This window comes from Flavobacterium sp. KACC 22763 (assembly GCF_028736155.1).
Taxonomy (GTDB): Bacteria; Bacteroidota; Bacteroidia; order Flavobacteriales; family Flavobacteriaceae; genus Flavobacterium.
The window spans coordinates 1,400,680-1,418,778 of the sequence record NZ_CP117879.1; the positions used below are offsets into that span (position 1 = coordinate 1,400,680).

Sequence of the window (18,099 nt, forward strand, 5' to 3'; positions counted from 1 at the left end):
TTTTGGTTTTAAAAAAAGTGCAAAAAATTGCACTTTTTTCCGAACCCCCTTATTTTCTTAGGTTTTAGATTACTAAAAAAAATATAAAAATGAAGAAAAAATAAATTAACTTTATAACAGGTTAGCATATAATACTTTAGCTTTTAATGTTTAAACTTAAAAATCCAAATCTATGAGTCAAGAAGAACTGCTAGTTTTAATTTACAAAAAGGACGAAAAAGCTTTTACGCATTTGTACGATATGTACTCTAAAAGTTTATTTTCTGTCATTCACGTCCTAATTAAAAATCGAGAAGAAGCAGAAGATGTGCTTCAGGATGTTTTTGTCAAAATCTGGAAAAACATCGATTCCTACAACGAGAGTAAAGGACGATTTTATACTTGGATCCTTAACATCGCCCGAAACACCTCGATCGATAAACTTCGTTCTAAAGACTATAGCAACAGCCAAAAAAACCTTTCATCAGATAATTTCGTAAATCTCTTAGATGAGAGTAATAAATTGAGCCATAAACTAGATGCAATTGGAATTCAGGAATTTGTAAAAAAACTAAAACCAAAATGTATCGAAATAATCAATTTATTATTCTTTAAAGGATACACCCAGCAAGAAGCTTCAGAAGAATTGGCAATGCCACTGGGAACTATCAAAACACAAAACAGAAACTGTATTAACGATTTACGTAATTATTTGAAGATATAATGGAAGCACAAGAATATATAGAATCAGGAATTTTAGAGCTGTACGTTTATGGCCTATTAAGTGAGAAAGAAAATTTAGAAATTGCCGAAATGGCAAAAAAGAATCCCGAAATGGATCAGGAAATTATTTCGATAGAAAAGGCTGTAATTGCACTTTCTTCGAGTTTCTCCCCTTTCCATTCTGTGGAAAATTTCGAAAAAATTAAAGCTCGTCTGGAACTTAAACATGGAAAAGTAGTCGATATCAAACCAGCTTCAAACTGGTCGCAATATGTGGGCTGGGCAGCAGCAGTATTATTATTGCTAGGTTTAGGATATCAAACTTTAGAATTAACAAAAACCAAAGAAGCTATTTCTACTGTTGGAAATGAGAAGAATAAAATACAAAGAGAATATGCCTTTTTAGATCAGCAGAATAAAGAAACCGAGAAAAACTTAGGTATTGTAAGAGATATTAAAAATACAGGAGTAACACTTGGTGGTCAGGCAGTTTCGCCTGCTTCTTTTGCAAAGGTATATTGGAATCAACAAACTAAAACTACTTATATTGATGCGGCAGGTTTGCCTGCACCGCCAAAAGGAATGGTGTATCAAGTATGGTCTTTGAAATTAAGTCCTGTACTCACTCCGACAAGCATTGGTTTGCTGGATAATTTTGAAGGTAATAAACAAAAAATCTTTGCTGTAAATCAAACCGATTCTGCGGAAGCTTTTGGAATTACTTTGGAACCAGCTGGCGGAAGCCCTACACCAACAATGGAACAGCTTTATACTTTAGGAAAAGTTTAAAATTAATCTTTTATAAAAAGCTAAAACGCATATTCAGTGTAATATGCGTTTTTTTATTATTTTTAATTCACCAAAAACCAATTTTATGAATGCAAACTTACTTTTGAGAATTGCTATAGCTATTATTCTCCTGACCCATTCCGTTTTTGGAATGTTTAATAATGGCATTAATGATTTTGGAAATCTTTTCCTCAACCAAATTGGTTTTGCTCCTTACGGCGTATTTCTTGCTTGGAGTATCAAATTGTCTCATGTTGCCGCCGCAATACTTTTATTAGCAAATAAATGCATTAAACTTGCTGGCTTTGTTACCATTTTTGTTCTTATAATGGGCATTGTTTTAGTGCACTTTCAAGAAGGCTGGTTTGTTGTAGGAGGAGGAAGAAACGGTGTCGAATATAATTTTCTTCTAATTGTAGTTCTCTTGGCAATTATGTATCCTGATGGCATCATAAAAAAACAAAAAAGTAATTCATAAATCAAATATCAAGTTTAATGGAAATAATGTGTAAAAACTGCCATCAGGTCTTTAGAGGCCATTATTGCAACAATTGCGGTCAGTCTGCAGAAACACATAAAATAAATGTGCATTTTTTATGGCACGATATCCAGCATGGTTTATTGCATTTTGACAAAGGAATATTGTATTCTTTAAAACAATTGTTTACAAGACCTGGGCATTCAATCCGCGAATTTATTGAAGGAAAAAGAGCCCGTCATTTTAAACCTTTATCTTTAGTTGTCGTTCTTGCTACACTTTATGGGCTTTTATATCATTACTTCCATATTGACACCTTTAATCATGTACAGGCTCCAAACTTAGATTCAAATTTTCTAAATGAATGGTTTGCCACACATTTTTCATGGGTAACAGTAGGGTCTATTCCTATTTATACTATTGGTACTTATCTTGTTTTTAAAAATCAGGGATATAATTTTGTCGAACTTTTTGTGCTTAATACTTTTAAAGCTGCACAACGAATTTCTGTGCAGTTGCTGACAATACCCGCAATGATTTTTCTAAATCATACATCGCACATGCAACAGTATACTTATACGATGTATATTATTGGGGTAATTTTAATCTTTTGGACGAACATTCAGTTCTTTAATAAAATATCTAAAACAAAAGCATTTTTCTTGTCTATACTAAGTCACCTAATCTTTTTGGTTTTCTTTTTTATAATCATGATTATTATACTTTTTATCTCTGGAAAATTTTAAAACTTAACATAAAAAAACGGCCCAACATGATGTTGAGCCGTTTTATGAATTAATAATTATTTCAAATTATCTATTTCTTCACTTTTTTTGTTTTATAGTATTTTCGATACTTTGGATATGTTATAGCTCCAATTATAGAAATTGTAATCAAGCAGTAATAAATCCAGTTTAATGAATGTGCTTCGCCACTTGCGTAAGAGTGTAAACCTACTAAGTGGAAGTTTACTCCATAATAAGTAAACAAGATAGAAACAAAAGCATACATACTCATTAAGTTAAAGAACCATTTTCCTCTTAATGCAGGAACAAAACGAGCGTGAATTACAAATGCATAAACCATAATCGAGATTAAAGCCCAAGTTTCCTTTGGATCCCATCCCCAGTAACGTCCCCAGCTTTCGTTTGCCCATTGTCCTCCAAGGAAGTTTCCGATAGTCAGCATGATAAGACCGATTGTTAAAGACATTTCGTTGATATACGTTATCTCTTTAATGTTCAATTCCATTTTAGCTTTGTTTTTCTCAGTTGTAAAGAAAATCAATACTAATGATACAAAACCTAAAATCATTCCTAATGCAGTCGGACCATAACTACCTACAATAACTGCTACGTGAATCATTAACCAATATGAATTAAGAACCGGCTGTAAATTTGCAATTTCTGGATCGATCCAGTTTAAGTACGCTGCCATTAAAATCATAGCAGTAACGAAAGCTGATGAAGCTACTGTAAGTTTTGATTTTCTATCAAAAGCCAATCCGAAGAACATGGTTGACCAAGCCACATATACAATAGATTCGTACGCATTACTCCAAGGAGCGTGACCAGAAATATACCAGCGTGCAATTAACCCTAATGTATGAAGCGCAAACAATAATCCGATAATAATATGGAAGGCATTTACAGTAATACGAAGCCATTTTTTCTCAAAGAAAATATTGACAATAATAAAAATGAACATAAAACTTGCCGCTGTAATATACCAATATGGTAGTTTTTGAAAAACGTCATATTTGTTATAGGCAATCTCTGCATCAATTTTTTGCTCGCTTGGTCTTACTTTTGCACCAAATTTCTTTTGAAAGCCATTGATGCTTTCTACTAAATTATCTGCTGTGTCAAAGTTTTTGGTGATAGAACCGTTATTCAAAGCACTAAAATATAAAGGCAGAATTTGTTTCACGTAAGTAGAATCCATTCCTTTAAAACCAGCACTTTCGCGTTCTAGATAAGAAACCCATTTATGATTTGGATCATTAGGAATTGGGAAGATTCTTAAAATACTACCGCTTAATGCCGATTCCATTAAGTTTACTTTTTTATCGGTTTCAACAAAATCTTTCTCAAAACTATTCGGATTAGCCGCTTTATAAGCTGCATCTAAATATGGAGATAATTTATAATTTCCTTGCTCATCAAAGAATTTTACAAATGGTGCGTATTTATCTTTCGAATCGATACCAATGATTTTACGGATACTATCATTTTTTGTATTGATATAAATAATAGGAACCTGAATCCAAACTTGAGCATATTGCGTCATAGACAAAAATACCTGATCAGAATTCATTTCGTTGTATTTGTCATCATGACTTACCTTACGAAGTAATTCAGAAGAAAACGTATTAATAGGCTTCATTCTACCCCCAGCATCCTGAATAATCAGACGTCCAAATTTTGCTGCATGTGCTTCTGGCGCTTTGTAAATATTCAATAAAGAATCTAGTTGTTTCTTGCTTGGCGGTGCAGTAACATGATTCGCATGATCATTTGGATCTGCACTGTGATTGTGATCATGATCATGTGAGTGAACATGCGGTGATTGCTGCGCAAAACTGCTTAAACTCAACATTAAAACTAAAATCGTAATTAGTTTTTCTTTTTTCTTTTTAACAGCCTCAAGCTTACGCTTCAAATCACCAAAACGAGAATGTTTAGTAAACATAATAGCCATTAAACCAATGTATAATATATAATAACCAAAATAAGTAATATTAGTTCCCCAGAAATCATGGTTAACAGATAAAACAGTTCCTTTTTCGTCTGGATCAAACGAAGACTGGAAGAAACGATATCCTTTATAATCCAAAACGTGATTCATAAAAATATCTGCATCAAAAGTTTCTGTAGAATCTTGAACAGTTACTTTACTTTTATATGAAGAATAACTTTTTTCCGTTCCAGGATATTTCTCAGCAATAAAGTCGTTCAAACGAATTTTAAATGGCAAAACATAAGCTTTGCTTCCAAAAAATAAAGAATATTCTATATTGCCAATTTTAACTGTTTTAGCTTCTCCAACTTGTCCTTTATTACCAAAAAGCATTACTTCTTTTTCCTGTCCTTCAGCTTTTACTTTTACTACCAAAGCATCTCTATGAGATTTTGCTTTAAAGTCGTTATTAGATTCATAGTCCACTTTTCCTCTCATTGGAGGTTCTGGAAATACAATTCTAATATCTCCAATGCTATATAACGAACGCATCATTAAAGGCTGTACATCATCTTTCGTAACTTTTCCTTTAAATTGATCCGCCATTCGCATAAATTCACCTTCAAAAGGAGTCTGAATTGTATATTCTTTTCCAGTAGTATTGATGTTTATTGCGCCGTCTGTCTGCTTATTTAAAGCAAACAAAACATTGTGAATGTTCTGAACTTCACCTTCTTTAAGATAATGTTCTTCACGCCCACCGGCTCCAGCTTCAACTAATTTCAAGTATAAAGTTCCTTTTGGATCTGGTTTAACCACTTCTTTAGCTCCCATGATATAGTTCGAATAGGTAACTTCAAAAGGAGTCTCGTCAAATTTTCCAGAAATGCTGAAATCATTATTCGTAACAGGAGAAAGTATAAGACTTTTTTCAAAGACTCTTCTTTTCATTTCACCCTTATATTCACCATCAGCAAAAATGGTTAAAAAGGTTTTATCTGAATAAACTTGGTTTTCAGCCGCGCCTTCGCGAATTGGCATCATTCCTTCATAACTAATATATCGTGTAATAAAAGCTCCTAAAAGGATAAAAATAAAAGAAAGGTGCAATAAAAGACTTGCCCATTTTTCTTTTTTATGCAGTTGGTATTTTTTGATATTTCCGAAGAAATTGAGCACAAAGATGGCCATAATAGCTTCAAACCACCAAGTATTGTAAATTAGTATTCTGGCTGTATCGGTATTGTATTTACTTTCGATAAAAGTTCCAACACCCATTGCAATTGCAAATGTTAAAAAAAGAACGGCCATTAATCGTGTAGAAAACAAAAAAGAGAATATTTTTTTATCCATTTCTTAGGGATTACATTGTATAAAAGTGCGACAAAAGTACTCAAAAATGTTGATTAGCAGGCTTCGCCTTTTGTTAATAAAAACCAAAAATAAGGACTATTTTTCAAACAAATTGATAATATAGAAAGTTAAAACCTACAAAACCAATATGCGTTTTTTTATTAATTACTTTTATAAAAAAAGTGTTAGAATTCTAACAGAAAATACGAGACAATAAAAACTTCAAAAAAGCATTATCAATATGGATTAGGCTCCTTTCATTAAAAAAATAATACTAATTTTGCTTTCATGATTCAGATAACTATAATTGGTTCCGGCAACGTTGCACAGCATTTGATAAGGGCTTTCTCTGCCAGCAAAATTGTTGAAATTAAACAGGTTTTTTCGAGAAAGAAAGAAGCCTTGATCCATTTAATTGATTCTGAAAAGATTGTAACCGATTTTGCAGCATTAGAACCAACCGATTTACATATTATTTCAGTTTCAGACAATGCTATTTCAGAAGTTTCAGAACAGCTTCCGTTTAACAATCAGCTAGTGGTTCATACTTCTGGAACATCTTCAATTGAGCTTTTAAACCCTAAAAATAGACGTGGAGTTTTTTATCCGCTTCAAACATTTTCTAAGAATAAGGAAATTAATTATTCTATAGTACCTTTCTGTTTGGAAGCAGAAAACACAGCCGATTTTAAACTTTTGGAAACAGTTGCTAAAAGTATTTCTACTGCAGTTTATTCTATAAGTTCAGAACAGCGAAAAGCACTTCATGTAGCGGCCGTTTTTGTCAGCAATTTCACAAATCACTTGTACCAAATAGGACAAGAAGTCTGTGAAGAAAACCAAGTTCCTTTTGCTGTTTTACGACCATTGATTCAGGAAACCGCTGATAAAATCAACACACTCGATCCTATTGATGCACAAACGGGTCCGGCCATTCGCCATGATTCAAATACAATTGACTCGCATCTGGCTTTTTTACAAGACGAAAACAAAAAAAATATCTATAAAATCCTAACACAATCTATACAGCATAATGGCAAAAAGTTATAAAGAATTAATGAATGACATCACAACCTTCGTTTTTGATGTAGACGGCGTACTTACAGACAGCTCAGTTTTTGTAACCAATGAAGGTGAAATGCTAAGAACGATGAATATTCGTGATGGTTTTGCAATGAAAGCTGCAATCGAAAGTGGTTATCATGTTTGCATTATTTCTGGCGGAAGCAATGAAGGCGTTCGCATTCGTCTTCAAAATCTTGGCATTAATGACATTCATTTAGGAACTCCAGATAAAGTAAAAACTTTTAAAGCTTATACCGAAACTCATAATATTAAACCTGAAAATGTGCTATATATGGGAGACGATATTCCAGATTTTCACGTGATGAAATTAGTTGGACTTCCTACTTGTCCTCAAGATGCAAGTCCAGAAATTAAGAATATCTGCCGCTATATTTCACACGTAAAAGGCGGGCGTGGCGCTGCAAGAGACGTTATCGAGCAAGTGATGAAAGTGCAAGGGAAATGGATGGAATACTTTAACGGACAACATGATTAATTTAATTGTGAATTGTTAATTATAAATTGTTAATTAAAAAACTTAGAACCTTAGCATCTTAGCCCCTCAGAATCTTAAAAAAATGAAATTCCTCAAACTCATTCGTTATAAAAACCTTTTAATGCTTGCTTTTATGCAGCTGCTTTTTCGTTATGCCTTTTTAAAACAGCAAGAGATTCCGCTGGCATTATCAGATTGGCAATACGGATTACTTGTATTAAGCACTGTTTTATTGGCTGCTGCAGGTTACGTTATCAATAACATTTACGATGTAGGAACCGACAGCATCAACAAACCAAATGATGTAGTAGTCGGAAAAGGAATTACAGAAACTATGGCCTACAATATTTATATTGGTCTGAATATTTCTGGTGTTGCCCTTGGTTTTATTCTATCGAATATTATCATGAGGCCAACTTTTGCTTCGCTTTTTATTTTAATTGCATCGTTGCTATATTTTTATGCAACAACGCTAAAACAAATTATGATTTTAGGCAATTTTGTTGTCGCATTGCTTTTGGCTGTGAGCGTTTTAATTATTGGAGTTTTTGACCTTTTTCCTGCTACAACAGGCGAAAACCAAGCGCAAATGGCAAGTCTTTTTTCTATTTTAATAGATTATGCTTTATTTGCTTTTATGATTAATTTCATTCGCGAAATTGTAAAAGATATTGAAGATGTCAATGGCGATTATAATATGGGAATGAACACATTACCAGTTGCAATTGGAGTTAACCGAGCTGCAAAAATAGCTTTAGGTTTTGCCGTTATTGCCTTCATTCTATCTGGATTGTATTGCAATACTTATTTCATGCAAAATAAGCTTTATATTGCTGTATTTTATGCTTTTGCAACAGTTTTAGCGCCTTTACTATATTTTATTGTCAAAATATTTAGTGCAAAATCTCAAAAGGAATTTCATCATTTAAGCAGTATTCTAAAACTTATTTTGTTCTTCGGAATTTTATCAATCTTGGTTATTGCCTTAAATATCAAATACAATGCTTAAAGAAAAATTAAAAAAATATAAAATCATTTTAGCTTCGGGTTCGCCTCGCAGACAGCAGTTTTTTAAGGATTTGGATCTTGATTTTGAAATTCGTTTAAAAGACGTTGAGGAAATCTATCCGCCAGAATTAAAGGCCGCAGAAATTACCGATTATCTTGCTGAATTAAAGGCGAATGCTTTTGAAGGCGAACTGAAAGAGAATGAAATTCTAGTGACAAGCGATACTATTGTATGGCATGAGAATAAAGCTTTAGGAAAACCAAAAAATGCCGAAGAAGCTTTTGCTATGATAAAATCAATGTCTAATGCAACGCATGAGGTAATTACTTCGGTTTGCTTTAAAACAGCCCACTCTTCTACTCTTTTGCATGATATTACTAAAGTAACTTTTAACGATCTGTCAGACGAAGCTATTTTGTACTATATCGAAAATTACAAACCTTATGATAAAGCTGGTGCTTATGGCATACAGGAATGGTTTGGTTTTATGGCAGTTGCAAAAGTAGAAGGCTCTTATACCAATGTAATGGGACTTCCGACAGCAAAAGTTTATGAATTTTTGACTACATTAGTGTAAAAATTTATTTATGTTTTCTTTTAAAGAGTATAGCCGAGAAATAATAACCACAATCATTCTTGTTGGTGTTTTGATTGTGCTTCGTATCGTAATTGCAAAATTAATACGACGTTTTGCTGCTACAAGCCAATTATTTGAACATCGTACCAATTTGGTTATTAAGTATATTAATATTTTAATGAATATACTTGTAGTCACAACTTTGATTCTAATTTGGGGCGTTCAAACCGAAGATATTTTTATTACAATTTCTTCTATTGCCACTGTAATTGGAGTTGCGATGTTTGCTCAATGGTCTATTTTGAGCAATATTACTTCTGGAATGGTTTTATTCTTTTCTTTTCCTTTTAGAATTGGAGACACCATTAAAATTCATGACAAAGATTTTCCAATCGAAGCCGAAATCGAAGACATTAACACCTTTCATGTAAGTTTAAAAACAAAGGAAGGAGAGAAAATTGTTTTCCCAAATAATCTATTACTTCAGAAAGGAATTTCTATTATTCCTGCAAAGTATGAAGAGCGTGAATTTTTCGACTAAAATATAATGGGAATTTTATAACGGGTACGAGAAAAGCTAGAACGTAAAAAGACAAATAAATCGTAATATTTGTTATATAAATTCAGCTAAATAAAAATAAAAATGACTCGGCCTATAACATTACCATTTTATGCAAAACTTTCCTTTATTCTTGTTATTTTAATCTGTTTTGCATTTATTTTTTGCATCGGAAAAGATATTCTTACACCCGTTCTAATGGCATTCTTATTTGCTGTTTTATTGCTTCCGATTTTTACTTTTTTAAATACAAAATGTAAGTTCCCAAGACATCTCGCTGCAATTGTTTGTCTCGTCCTTTTTATATCTTGCATTGTCGGAATCTTAGTTTTTATCTCTTACCAAGTCACTTACATAGCAAATGATTTTGAAACTATAAAGAAAAACGCCAACTCCTTTATTATTGAAATCCATAAATTTATAAGAGAAAATTTTCAGGTAAGTATTGGTGAGCAAAAAAAATATCTAGATTCGGTTACCAAAGATTCGGTTAAAACGGGTCAGGCAAAATTAGGCTCGTTTATAATTTCGATAAGCGATGTTCTTCTGGATAGTACCATTATGATTATTTACACGTTTCTGTTTCTAATTTACAAAGAGCATTTTAAATTGTTTTTTGCGAAACTAATCAAACAAGAAAATCATGCTGTTCTGCAAGATATATTATCTCAGATAAAAGTTTCGATCAATAATTACATAGTAAGCTTAATTATCGAAATGATTGTAGTTTCGGTATTAACTAGTCTGGGTTTGTGGATTATTGGCGTAAAATATTTTATCCTTCTCGGATTAATAACCGGAATTTTGAATTTGATTCCTTATATCGGAATTTTTATTGCTGGAGTAATTACGGTTCTAGCATCGCTAACAGGATCTGGAGAAATATCTGTAATTCTCGGAATTCTTATTGTAAATATTATTGTTCAGTTTATCGATAATAATTTGCTTGTGCCTTTAATTATAAATTCTAAAGTAGAAATAAATGCCTTTGTTTCAATCATGGGCATTATTGTGGGAGGAGCCGCTGCCGGAATTGCCGGAATGTTTTTAGCCATTCCTCTTTTAGCAATTTTAAAAATTATTTTTGACCGAATTGATTCTCTTTCCGCTTGGGGTTATCTCATGGGAAATCACGTTCCAAGAAAATTTGTCTGGAGAAAGAGAAAAATTACAACAGAAAATTAAAAAAAGCGTTATGCTAGCATAGTATTTATTTATTCCTTAAATTCATAAAACTTAAAAAAATATTAGAAGAAAATTACCGAATGTCTTTAAACTACAAAATACTGTTTTTTATTTTGTTTTGCTTTTTTTTACAAAGCGGATATGCTCAGGTAGATCAAAATAAAAAAGAGCCCAAAAAAGAGAAAGATACCACTGAAATCTATACTAAAATTAGAAATTATTCTAAGAAAAATAAGTTTACGCAGGCAATGCATAAATTGTTTTTTAGATCTAAAAAGCCAAAGAAAAAAGACGAACTGCTTGTACCGCTTGATTCTACAAATTACGATGGAAAAATTATTCGAAAGATCAATATTATTACTTTAGATCCGTTTGGTCATTCTGTTGCCGATACCACTCAGATTCCCAAAAACTGGGGAGAAAGAATGGGTAATAGACTTCACTTAAAAACAAAAAAAATAGCTATCTATAATTTATTGCTTTTTAAGAAAAATACGCCTTACAACACCTATAAAGTATTGGAATCTGAGCGTTTAATTCGTGCCCAACGATATGTTACAGCGGTTAGAATTTCGAATCAATCGGTGGGACAAGCTTCAGATTCTGTAGATGTTACCATTCGGGTTTTAGATTCTTGGAGTACCATTCCGAGATTTTCGATTTCTAGCAGCCAGATGTCGATTGGTTTTAAAGAAAAAGACTTTTTTGGAACTGGACAGCAATTAGAATATCGTTTTACCAATCGTTTTGATGATGGACGAAATGCCAATGAGGCAACATACACGATCCCAAATATTAAAAATACTTACATCGGTACTGTGTTTCATTACAATATGGATTTGGATAATAACTATATTAAAAGTATAGATATTGAGCGAGACTTCTACTCTCCTTTGACTAAATGGGCTGGTGGATTTTATATTGATGAAAGTTTTAGAAAGGATACATTACAAGCACCCGATTCTACATTTGCTTATCAGCCTAAAAAGTACACTTCGCAAGACGTTTGGGCTGGACGAGCTTTTAAAATGTATGAAGACAGCAATCATGCCATAACCAATTTGATTACAACAGCGCGCTTTTTGAATGTAAATTATAGCGAATCGCCTTCTGAGATTTACGATCCGAATCATTTTTATTCTTCAGAAAAACTAATTCTCAGCGGAATCGGACTGAATACGCGAAAATTTATCAAAGACAGCTATATTTTTCGAAATGGGCAGACAGAAGACGTCCCTATAGGAAGAATATACGGTGTAACTTTTGGCTATCAGTATAAAAATACTTTTTGGAGGCCTTATGTTGGTGCTCAATTTTCTTTTGGAAATTATTATCGCTTAGGTTTTCTAAGTATGAATTTTGAAGCTGGAACTTTTTTTCATCAATCCAAGACCTATCAAACTTCATTTCTGTTTGAATCTAATTATTTTACGAAATTATTCAGCATAGGAAATTGGAAACTTAGACAATTTATAAATCCGAAAGTTGTAATTGGAATAAATCGAGATGATATTATTGGAGATCAGTTAAATATAAATGAAGAAAACGGAATTCCAGGATTCAACAGTTATTTGTACGGAACAAGTAAAGCACTTTTATCATTGCAGACACAAACATATTCGCCGCACTCTTTACTTGGATTTCGTTTAAACCCATTTTTTAATTATTCAATTGCAGTACTAGGAAGTCCAGAAATGGCAATGACAAAAAGCAAACCTTATTCTAAACTTACTGTAGGATTATTAATTAGCAATGACTATTTGGTTTTCAGTTCATTTCAGCTTTCACTTTCTTATTATCCGAGTATTCCGCAACAGGGAGATAATGTTTTCAAGACAAATACTTTTGAAACTACCGATTATGGATTGCAGAGTTTTGAGTTGGCAAAACCTAGAGTGGTTAATTACAAGTAATTTTTTTTATTTTTTTTAAGAAATTTTTAAAAGCACTAAAAACTCTAAATATCAACGAATTAAAGCTATTGATGCTTTTAATTTATTCGACGAAATGCATTTTTATCCGACAAAATACATCGTAACATTTTTTTTGGCACAGTATATGAATATCCCTATTCAAGATTAACATTTAAAAAAAACAAAAAAGATGAAAACGATAAAATTAGCAATCGCCGGATTATTTCTACTGGTTGCAAACGCCACACAAGCCCAAGTATCGATAAACGTAAATATTGGAAATCCACCAGCTTGGGGTCCAGTGGGATATACAGATATGGAATACTATTATCTGCCAGATATTGAAGCTTACTACGATGTTCGTGCTGCTCAATTTATCTATTTCGGAGGAGGAAGATGGGTAAGAACAACTTACTTACCTAGACAATATAGAAACTATGATTTGTACGGAGGTTATAAAGTAGTTTTGACAGACTATCATGGAAGAGCGCCTTATACATACTTTGACCGTCATAGAGTAAAATACTATAAAGGATATTATGGAGCTCCACAAAGACCATACAGACCGAGACCAGTATATGGTTATGACGATAGAAGAGATTACAAACGTTATGATAAACACTATGATAAGCATCATAACAAACACGATCGCGATGACCACGATGACGATCACGGTCACGGACATGGACATGGACACGGAAGAAGATAAATACTAAATTATTAGCAATCAACACAAGAGAGTATCAAATAAATGATACTCTCTTTTTTTGTGGCAATTTAATTTTGAACTTTTGTTAAAAAACTGTAATTCGTATATAAATCACTGAAAAACAACTTGTTTTACTAAAATTAACCTTTGTTTAATGTGATTATGATATATATTTGCGCCGAATTTTAAAATCCAAAAAAGAAATTTATGAAAAAGAATGTTTATTTGCTTTCATTTTTAGCAATGTCACTGTTAATAGGATGTGACGATAACAATGACAACAAAAACGATGGACAATCGTCAAATAACATTACTATTACCTCAGATCAATCTGCTTTAAATCAAAGACTTGACTTAACTAATTCAGGGGTAATTTCGATCGAAAATGGTTCTTTGGCAGGAAAATCTGCAGAGACAGCCAACACTTCTTTTCCTTTAGTTCAAATTGCAGAAGTTAAACCTCCTGTTGATGCTAACGGAAGAACACTACAAGCCAGCCATGTTACAGTAAACGGAAATTATGCTTATGTTTCTTATATTATGAGAGGCGATGCCTATTCTGGAGCTATTGATGTGATTGATGTTTCAGATCCTTACAAACCAAAATTGGTTACGTCTGCTTTAATTCCAAATACTGATATTACGTCTCTTACTTTTTCTGGTTCAAACTTAATTATCGGAGCTGCGAAAGATGTAGACAAAGATCCGCTTCTTTCTACAAATCCTGCTATTGTTCTTAACATGGAATTAAGCTCTGGGTTGCTTACAGATAAATTAAAAACCAATTATTTAGAGAATAGAGTTACAACAGATGTGGCAGCAAATACTTCTAATTATTTTGCTGTAACTGGAGATAACGGAAGTTTATTCAAACTAAGCAGTTCAACTAAAGAAATTACTGGAAAAACAGCTGTAGCCGACTTACGTTCTATCGCTTTAACAAATGACAAAGTGGTAACGTTAAGCGGAACAAAGGGCGTTAATATTTACAATCAGTCAACTCTTGCTTTGCAAAAAAGCTTTACAACTTCTACTGATATTAGCGGTGCAAAAAGAACAATGGATATTGACGGATCAAAACTTTTTGTTTCTGAAGGGGCAAATGGTCTTGGTGTATACGACATTAACAGCGGATCTAAATTGCAAAGCATTGCCATTGCAACAGCTGGAGAAGACAATGTAACAAATGCAGTTTCTTTTAATGATGGTTATGCTTTTGTGGCAAACGGCGCTCTTGGCTTAAACGTTTATCAATCTGCAACACAGCTTAATTTGTTAGGTTCTGTTGGAATTGCTGGTTCATCAAACTATGTAAAATCAAGCGGTAATTATATTTATGTGGCGAGCGGTACAGGCGGTTTGAAAATCATTAAAATGGAAAAACCAAATACCACTTTTGCAAATTGTACTTCTTATATTGTCTACAATCAAGGTAAAGATTTGATTTTGAATTCTAATGATATAAAATCATACCAAGGAGCAACTGCTATTAATTCGGCAATTATTAATTCTGGTGCTGTTTTAACGCATTGTGGTTCTATTGCAATTCAAAATGGCCTGATTTTAAACAGTGGTGGTACTTTTAATATGACAGGGAGTTTATCACAAGGAAAATATCAGCAATCAAATCCTACGGAGTTAATTATCAATAATAATGCTCTTTTACAGATTGAAGGTTCTGTTGTAATCTGGGGAGATTTGAGATTAAATAGTGGTGCTAAAATTAATTTCATTGGAAATAATTCTTCTATAACCATCTATGGAAAAGTTACCAAAGGAAGCAATGTAACCATTACAGGAACTTACAAAGACACTGAAAATAAATTGAAGTAAATTTTTCAAAACCCTTATAGAAAAGCTGTTAGATTGGTTTCTAACAGCTTTTTTTGTTGTTTCTATTTAAAGAAAGGTATAATTATTGAGCGTTAACAATTCATTTAAATAATCTTACATGAAATAATTACTATTTTTGGAATGATTTCAAAAAATACCTAACATTTACCATGCGAAAAATACAGATCCAGATCTTTCTTTTATTTTTTATCGGTTTTCAGGTTTCATTTGCACAGCAGCCACAAAAACCAAATTCAGTTGAAATTTACAATCAAATCAAGAAGTTAAACTTTTTAGGTTCTGTATTGTATGTTGCCGCACATCCTGACGATGAAAATACCAGAATGATTTCGTATTTAGCCAATGATATGAATGCTAGAACAGGCTATTTGTCATTGACTCGCGGTGATGGAGGACAAAACTTAATCGGTCCTCAATTGCGTGAACTACTTGGTGTTATAAGAACACAAGAATTAATTGAAGCGCGAAAAATTGACGGAGGAGAACAATTCTTTTCTAGAGCAAATGATTTTGGTTTTTCAAAAAATCCAGACGAAACTTTAGACATTTGGGACAAAAACAAAGTCCTTGCCGATGTGGTTTGGACAATACGAAAATTCCAACCAGACATTATCATCAATCGTTTTGATCACCGTTCGCCAGGCACAACACACGGGCATCATACTTCATCTGCAATGCTTAGCGTTGAAAGTTTTAAATTGACAAACGATCCTAAAGTTTATCCTGAACAATTAAAATATGTCTCACCTTGGCAGGTAAAACGACAATTCTTTAATCCGTCTTGGTGGTTTTACGGAAGTCAAGAAAAATTTGATGCCGCAAACAAATCTAAATTTACAAAGCTAGAAACAGGTGTTTACTACACGGGAATCGGAAAATCGAATCAAGAAATCGCAGCTTTAAGCCGAAGCCGTCACCAATCGCAAGGTTTTGGAAGTACGGGTGTTCGAGGTGAAGAAACTGAATATTTGGAACTTATAAATGGAGAAACTCCAAAAGAACGCGATAATTTATTTGACGGAATAGATACAAGCTGGAACCGCGTTAAAAACGGAAAACCAGTTGGCGATTTAATTTCATCAATCATTTCAAAATACGATTTCAGCCATCCTTCTGCCAGTATTCCAGATTTAGTTAAAGTTTACGCCATGATCCAAGCTTTAGACGATACGCATTGGAAAGAGATTAAATCGGCAGCCATAAAAAACATTATCGCATCTTGTTCTGGTTTATATCTTGAAGCCGTTGCCAATGAACAAGAAGCTACACCAGGAAGCACTATTAAATTAAGTCTTGAAGCTATAAATAGATGTTCTGTTGATATGCAGTTAGTTAGTGTAACCACGCTTCCAGATAATAAAACGACAACTCAAAACAGCGTTTTAAAAAACAATAACGATCAAAAGATCAATCTGCAATTACAGCTTCCTAACGATATTGAATATACGCAGCCTTATTGGCTAAAAGAAAAAGCTACAGTTGGAATGTACACGGTTTCTAATCAAGAAAACATTGGTATTCCAGATATTATACGAGACACAAAAGTAATTTTTAACGTAAAAATCAACGATGTCGAAATTCCGTTTGAGCGTACTGTTGTATATAAATACAATGATGGCGTAAAAGGCGAAATGTATAATTTTCTTGATATTGTGCCAGAAGTTACAACTTCAATCTCAGAAAGAGTTTTAATTTTTGGAAATACAAAAAGTAAAATGGTTCCAGTAAAAGTTCGTGCAGGAAAAGATGATGTGAAAGGAAACCTACAATTAGAATTACCAAAAAGCTGGACGGTTTCACCAAAAGAAATTCCGTTTACTTTGGATAAAAAAGGTACAGAACAAATCTTTTATTTTGAAGTAACTCCTCCTGTAAATCCAGAAGAAGTTACTGCAAAAAGTGTAGCAATTGTTGACAACAAACGTTTTGACAAAGACCAAACGATTATTGATTTTCCTCATATTACCAAACAAATGGTTCTGAAACCAGCGGAATCAAAATGCATTAGAATTGATTTGAAAATTTCTGGAGATGCCATTGCTTACATTATGGGTGCTGGAGATGAAGTTCCAGAAAGTTTAACTCAAATGGGATATAAAGTTTCTATCTTAAAACCAGAAGAAATTACGCCTCAAAAACTAGATTCTTTCAACACTGTAATTACAGGAGTCCGTGCCTATAATACTGTGAATGCTTTAGCAAACAAACAAAATATACTTTTCAATTTTGTTAAAAGCGGTAAAAATATGATTGTTCAATACAATACAAACGGAAAACTGGTTACGGATAAAATTGCACCATATTCGCTAAAATTATCAAATGACCGTGTGACAGAAGAAAATGCTAAAATTACATTCTTAGCGCCAAATCATCCTGTTTTAAATACGCCAAATAAAATCTCTGAAAAAGATTTTCAAGGTTGGACACAAGAGCAAGGTTTGTATTATCCAAATGAATATGATCCTGCCTTCACTCCTATTATTTCATCACATGACAAAGGAGAATCTGCAAAAGATGGCGCTTTATTGGTCGCTCCATACGGAAAAGGATATTATATTTACACTGGTTTAAGCTTCTTTAGAGAATTACCAGAAGGTGTTTCTGGAGCATATAGATTATTATCTAATATTATTTCTCTAAAACAGCCAATTGAAGCTCCAAAACAAGATTTAAAGCAGTAAAAATATGGAAGCCAAAAAGACAAAAAAATGGAAAAAAAGCTACACTTACG

15 protein-coding genes are annotated in these 18,099 nt (G+C 32.9%); 14 read left to right on the top strand and 1 reads right to left on the bottom strand.

What is annotated here, in order from left to right; all coding sequences use genetic code 11:
- Nucleotides 1–172 precede the first annotated feature (172 nt).
- The 4 genes from PQ463_RS06150 (at nucleotide 173) to PQ463_RS06165 (ending at nucleotide 2,715) form a co-directional block, all read left to right on the top strand.
- A complete protein-coding gene (locus PQ463_RS06150; protein ID WP_274256809.1) occupies nucleotides 173–703 on the top strand; it encodes an RNA polymerase sigma factor in 531 nt (176 codons plus the stop codon).
- Entirely contained in the window at nucleotides 703–1,491 is a 789-nt protein-coding gene (locus PQ463_RS06155; protein WP_274256810.1) for an anti-sigma factor, read from the top strand. Before PQ463_RS06150 ends, PQ463_RS06155 begins: the two co-directional genes overlap by 1 nt.
- Before the next feature lie 85 nt (nucleotides 1,492–1,576).
- Nucleotides 1,577–1,969: a DoxX family protein gene (locus tag PQ463_RS06160; protein ID WP_274256811.1), complete on the top strand. Its 393-nt coding sequence runs from the start codon at nucleotides 1,577–1,579 to the stop codon at nucleotides 1,967–1,969.
- A 17-nt stretch (nucleotides 1,970–1,986) separates the two neighbouring features.
- Nucleotides 1,987–2,715 carry a DUF3667 domain-containing protein gene (locus PQ463_RS06165; protein WP_274256812.1) on the top strand — a complete coding sequence of 243 codons (729 nt, stop codon included), beginning with the start codon at nucleotides 1,987–1,989 and terminating at the stop codon, nucleotides 2,713–2,715.
- 70 nt (nucleotides 2,716–2,785) lie between these two features.
- Here the strand turns inward: PQ463_RS06165 and PQ463_RS06170 are convergent, their stop codons facing one another.
- The gene (locus PQ463_RS06170; RefSeq protein ID WP_274256813.1) at nucleotides 2,786–6,001 is read right to left on the bottom strand and encodes a cytochrome c biogenesis protein CcsA; all 3,216 of its coding nucleotides are present in this window, start codon (nucleotides 5,999–6,001) and stop codon (nucleotides 2,786–2,788) included.
- Between the two features lie 288 nt (nucleotides 6,002–6,289).
- Here PQ463_RS06170 and PQ463_RS06175 point away from each other — a divergent pair, with 288 nt between their 5' ends.
- The 10 genes from PQ463_RS06175 to PQ463_RS06220 all read left to right on the top strand — a co-directional run bounded on the left by PQ463_RS06175 (nucleotide 6,290) and on the right by PQ463_RS06220 (nucleotide 18,049).
- Entirely contained in the window at nucleotides 6,290–7,051 is a 762-nt protein-coding gene (locus tag PQ463_RS06175) for a Rossmann-like and DUF2520 domain-containing protein (RefSeq protein ID WP_274256814.1), read from the top strand.
- Nucleotides 7,035–7,562, top strand: a complete 528-nt coding sequence (locus PQ463_RS06180) for a KdsC family phosphatase (RefSeq protein WP_111376359.1) — start codon at nucleotides 7,035–7,037, stop codon at nucleotides 7,560–7,562. The genes PQ463_RS06175 and PQ463_RS06180 overlap by 17 nt, the downstream gene beginning before the upstream one ends.
- An 82-nt stretch (nucleotides 7,563–7,644) precedes the next feature.
- The gene (locus tag PQ463_RS06185) at nucleotides 7,645–8,571 is read left to right on the top strand and encodes a geranylgeranylglycerol-phosphate geranylgeranyltransferase (RefSeq protein WP_274256815.1); all 927 of its coding nucleotides are present in this window, start codon (nucleotides 7,645–7,647) and stop codon (nucleotides 8,569–8,571) included.
- Nucleotides 8,564–9,148, top strand: coding sequence for a Maf-like protein (locus PQ463_RS06190; protein ID WP_274256816.1), 585 nt, complete (start codon nucleotides 8,564–8,566; stop codon nucleotides 9,146–9,148). The genes PQ463_RS06185 and PQ463_RS06190 overlap by 8 nt, the downstream gene beginning before the upstream one ends.
- A gap of 10 nt (nucleotides 9,149–9,158) precedes the next feature.
- Complete coding sequence (locus PQ463_RS06195) at nucleotides 9,159–9,689, top strand: mechanosensitive ion channel domain-containing protein (RefSeq protein WP_274256817.1); 531 nt, start codon at nucleotides 9,159–9,161, stop codon at nucleotides 9,687–9,689.
- Between the two features lie 102 nt (nucleotides 9,690–9,791).
- Nucleotides 9,792–10,892 (top strand): AI-2E family transporter, encoded by a 1,101-nt coding sequence (locus PQ463_RS06200; protein ID WP_274256818.1) that lies wholly within the window; start codon nucleotides 9,792–9,794, stop codon nucleotides 10,890–10,892.
- Between the two features lie 80 nt (nucleotides 10,893–10,972).
- Nucleotides 10,973–12,805, top strand: a complete 1,833-nt coding sequence (locus PQ463_RS06205; RefSeq protein ID WP_274256819.1) for a BamA/TamA family outer membrane protein — start codon at nucleotides 10,973–10,975, stop codon at nucleotides 12,803–12,805.
- A gap of 190 nt (nucleotides 12,806–12,995) precedes the next feature.
- The gene (locus PQ463_RS06210; RefSeq protein ID WP_274256820.1) at nucleotides 12,996–13,514 is read left to right on the top strand and encodes a hypothetical protein; all 519 of its coding nucleotides are present in this window, start codon (nucleotides 12,996–12,998) and stop codon (nucleotides 13,512–13,514) included.
- A gap of 207 nt (nucleotides 13,515–13,721) precedes the next feature.
- Complete coding sequence (locus PQ463_RS06215; protein WP_274256821.1) at nucleotides 13,722–15,347, top strand: LVIVD repeat-containing protein; 1,626 nt, start codon at nucleotides 13,722–13,724, stop codon at nucleotides 15,345–15,347.
- A 170-nt stretch (nucleotides 15,348–15,517) separates the two neighbouring features.
- Nucleotides 15,518–18,049: a PIG-L family deacetylase gene (locus tag PQ463_RS06220; protein WP_274256822.1), complete on the top strand. Its 2,532-nt coding sequence runs from the start codon at nucleotides 15,518–15,520 to the stop codon at nucleotides 18,047–18,049.
- Nucleotides 18,050–18,099 lie beyond the last annotated feature (50 nt).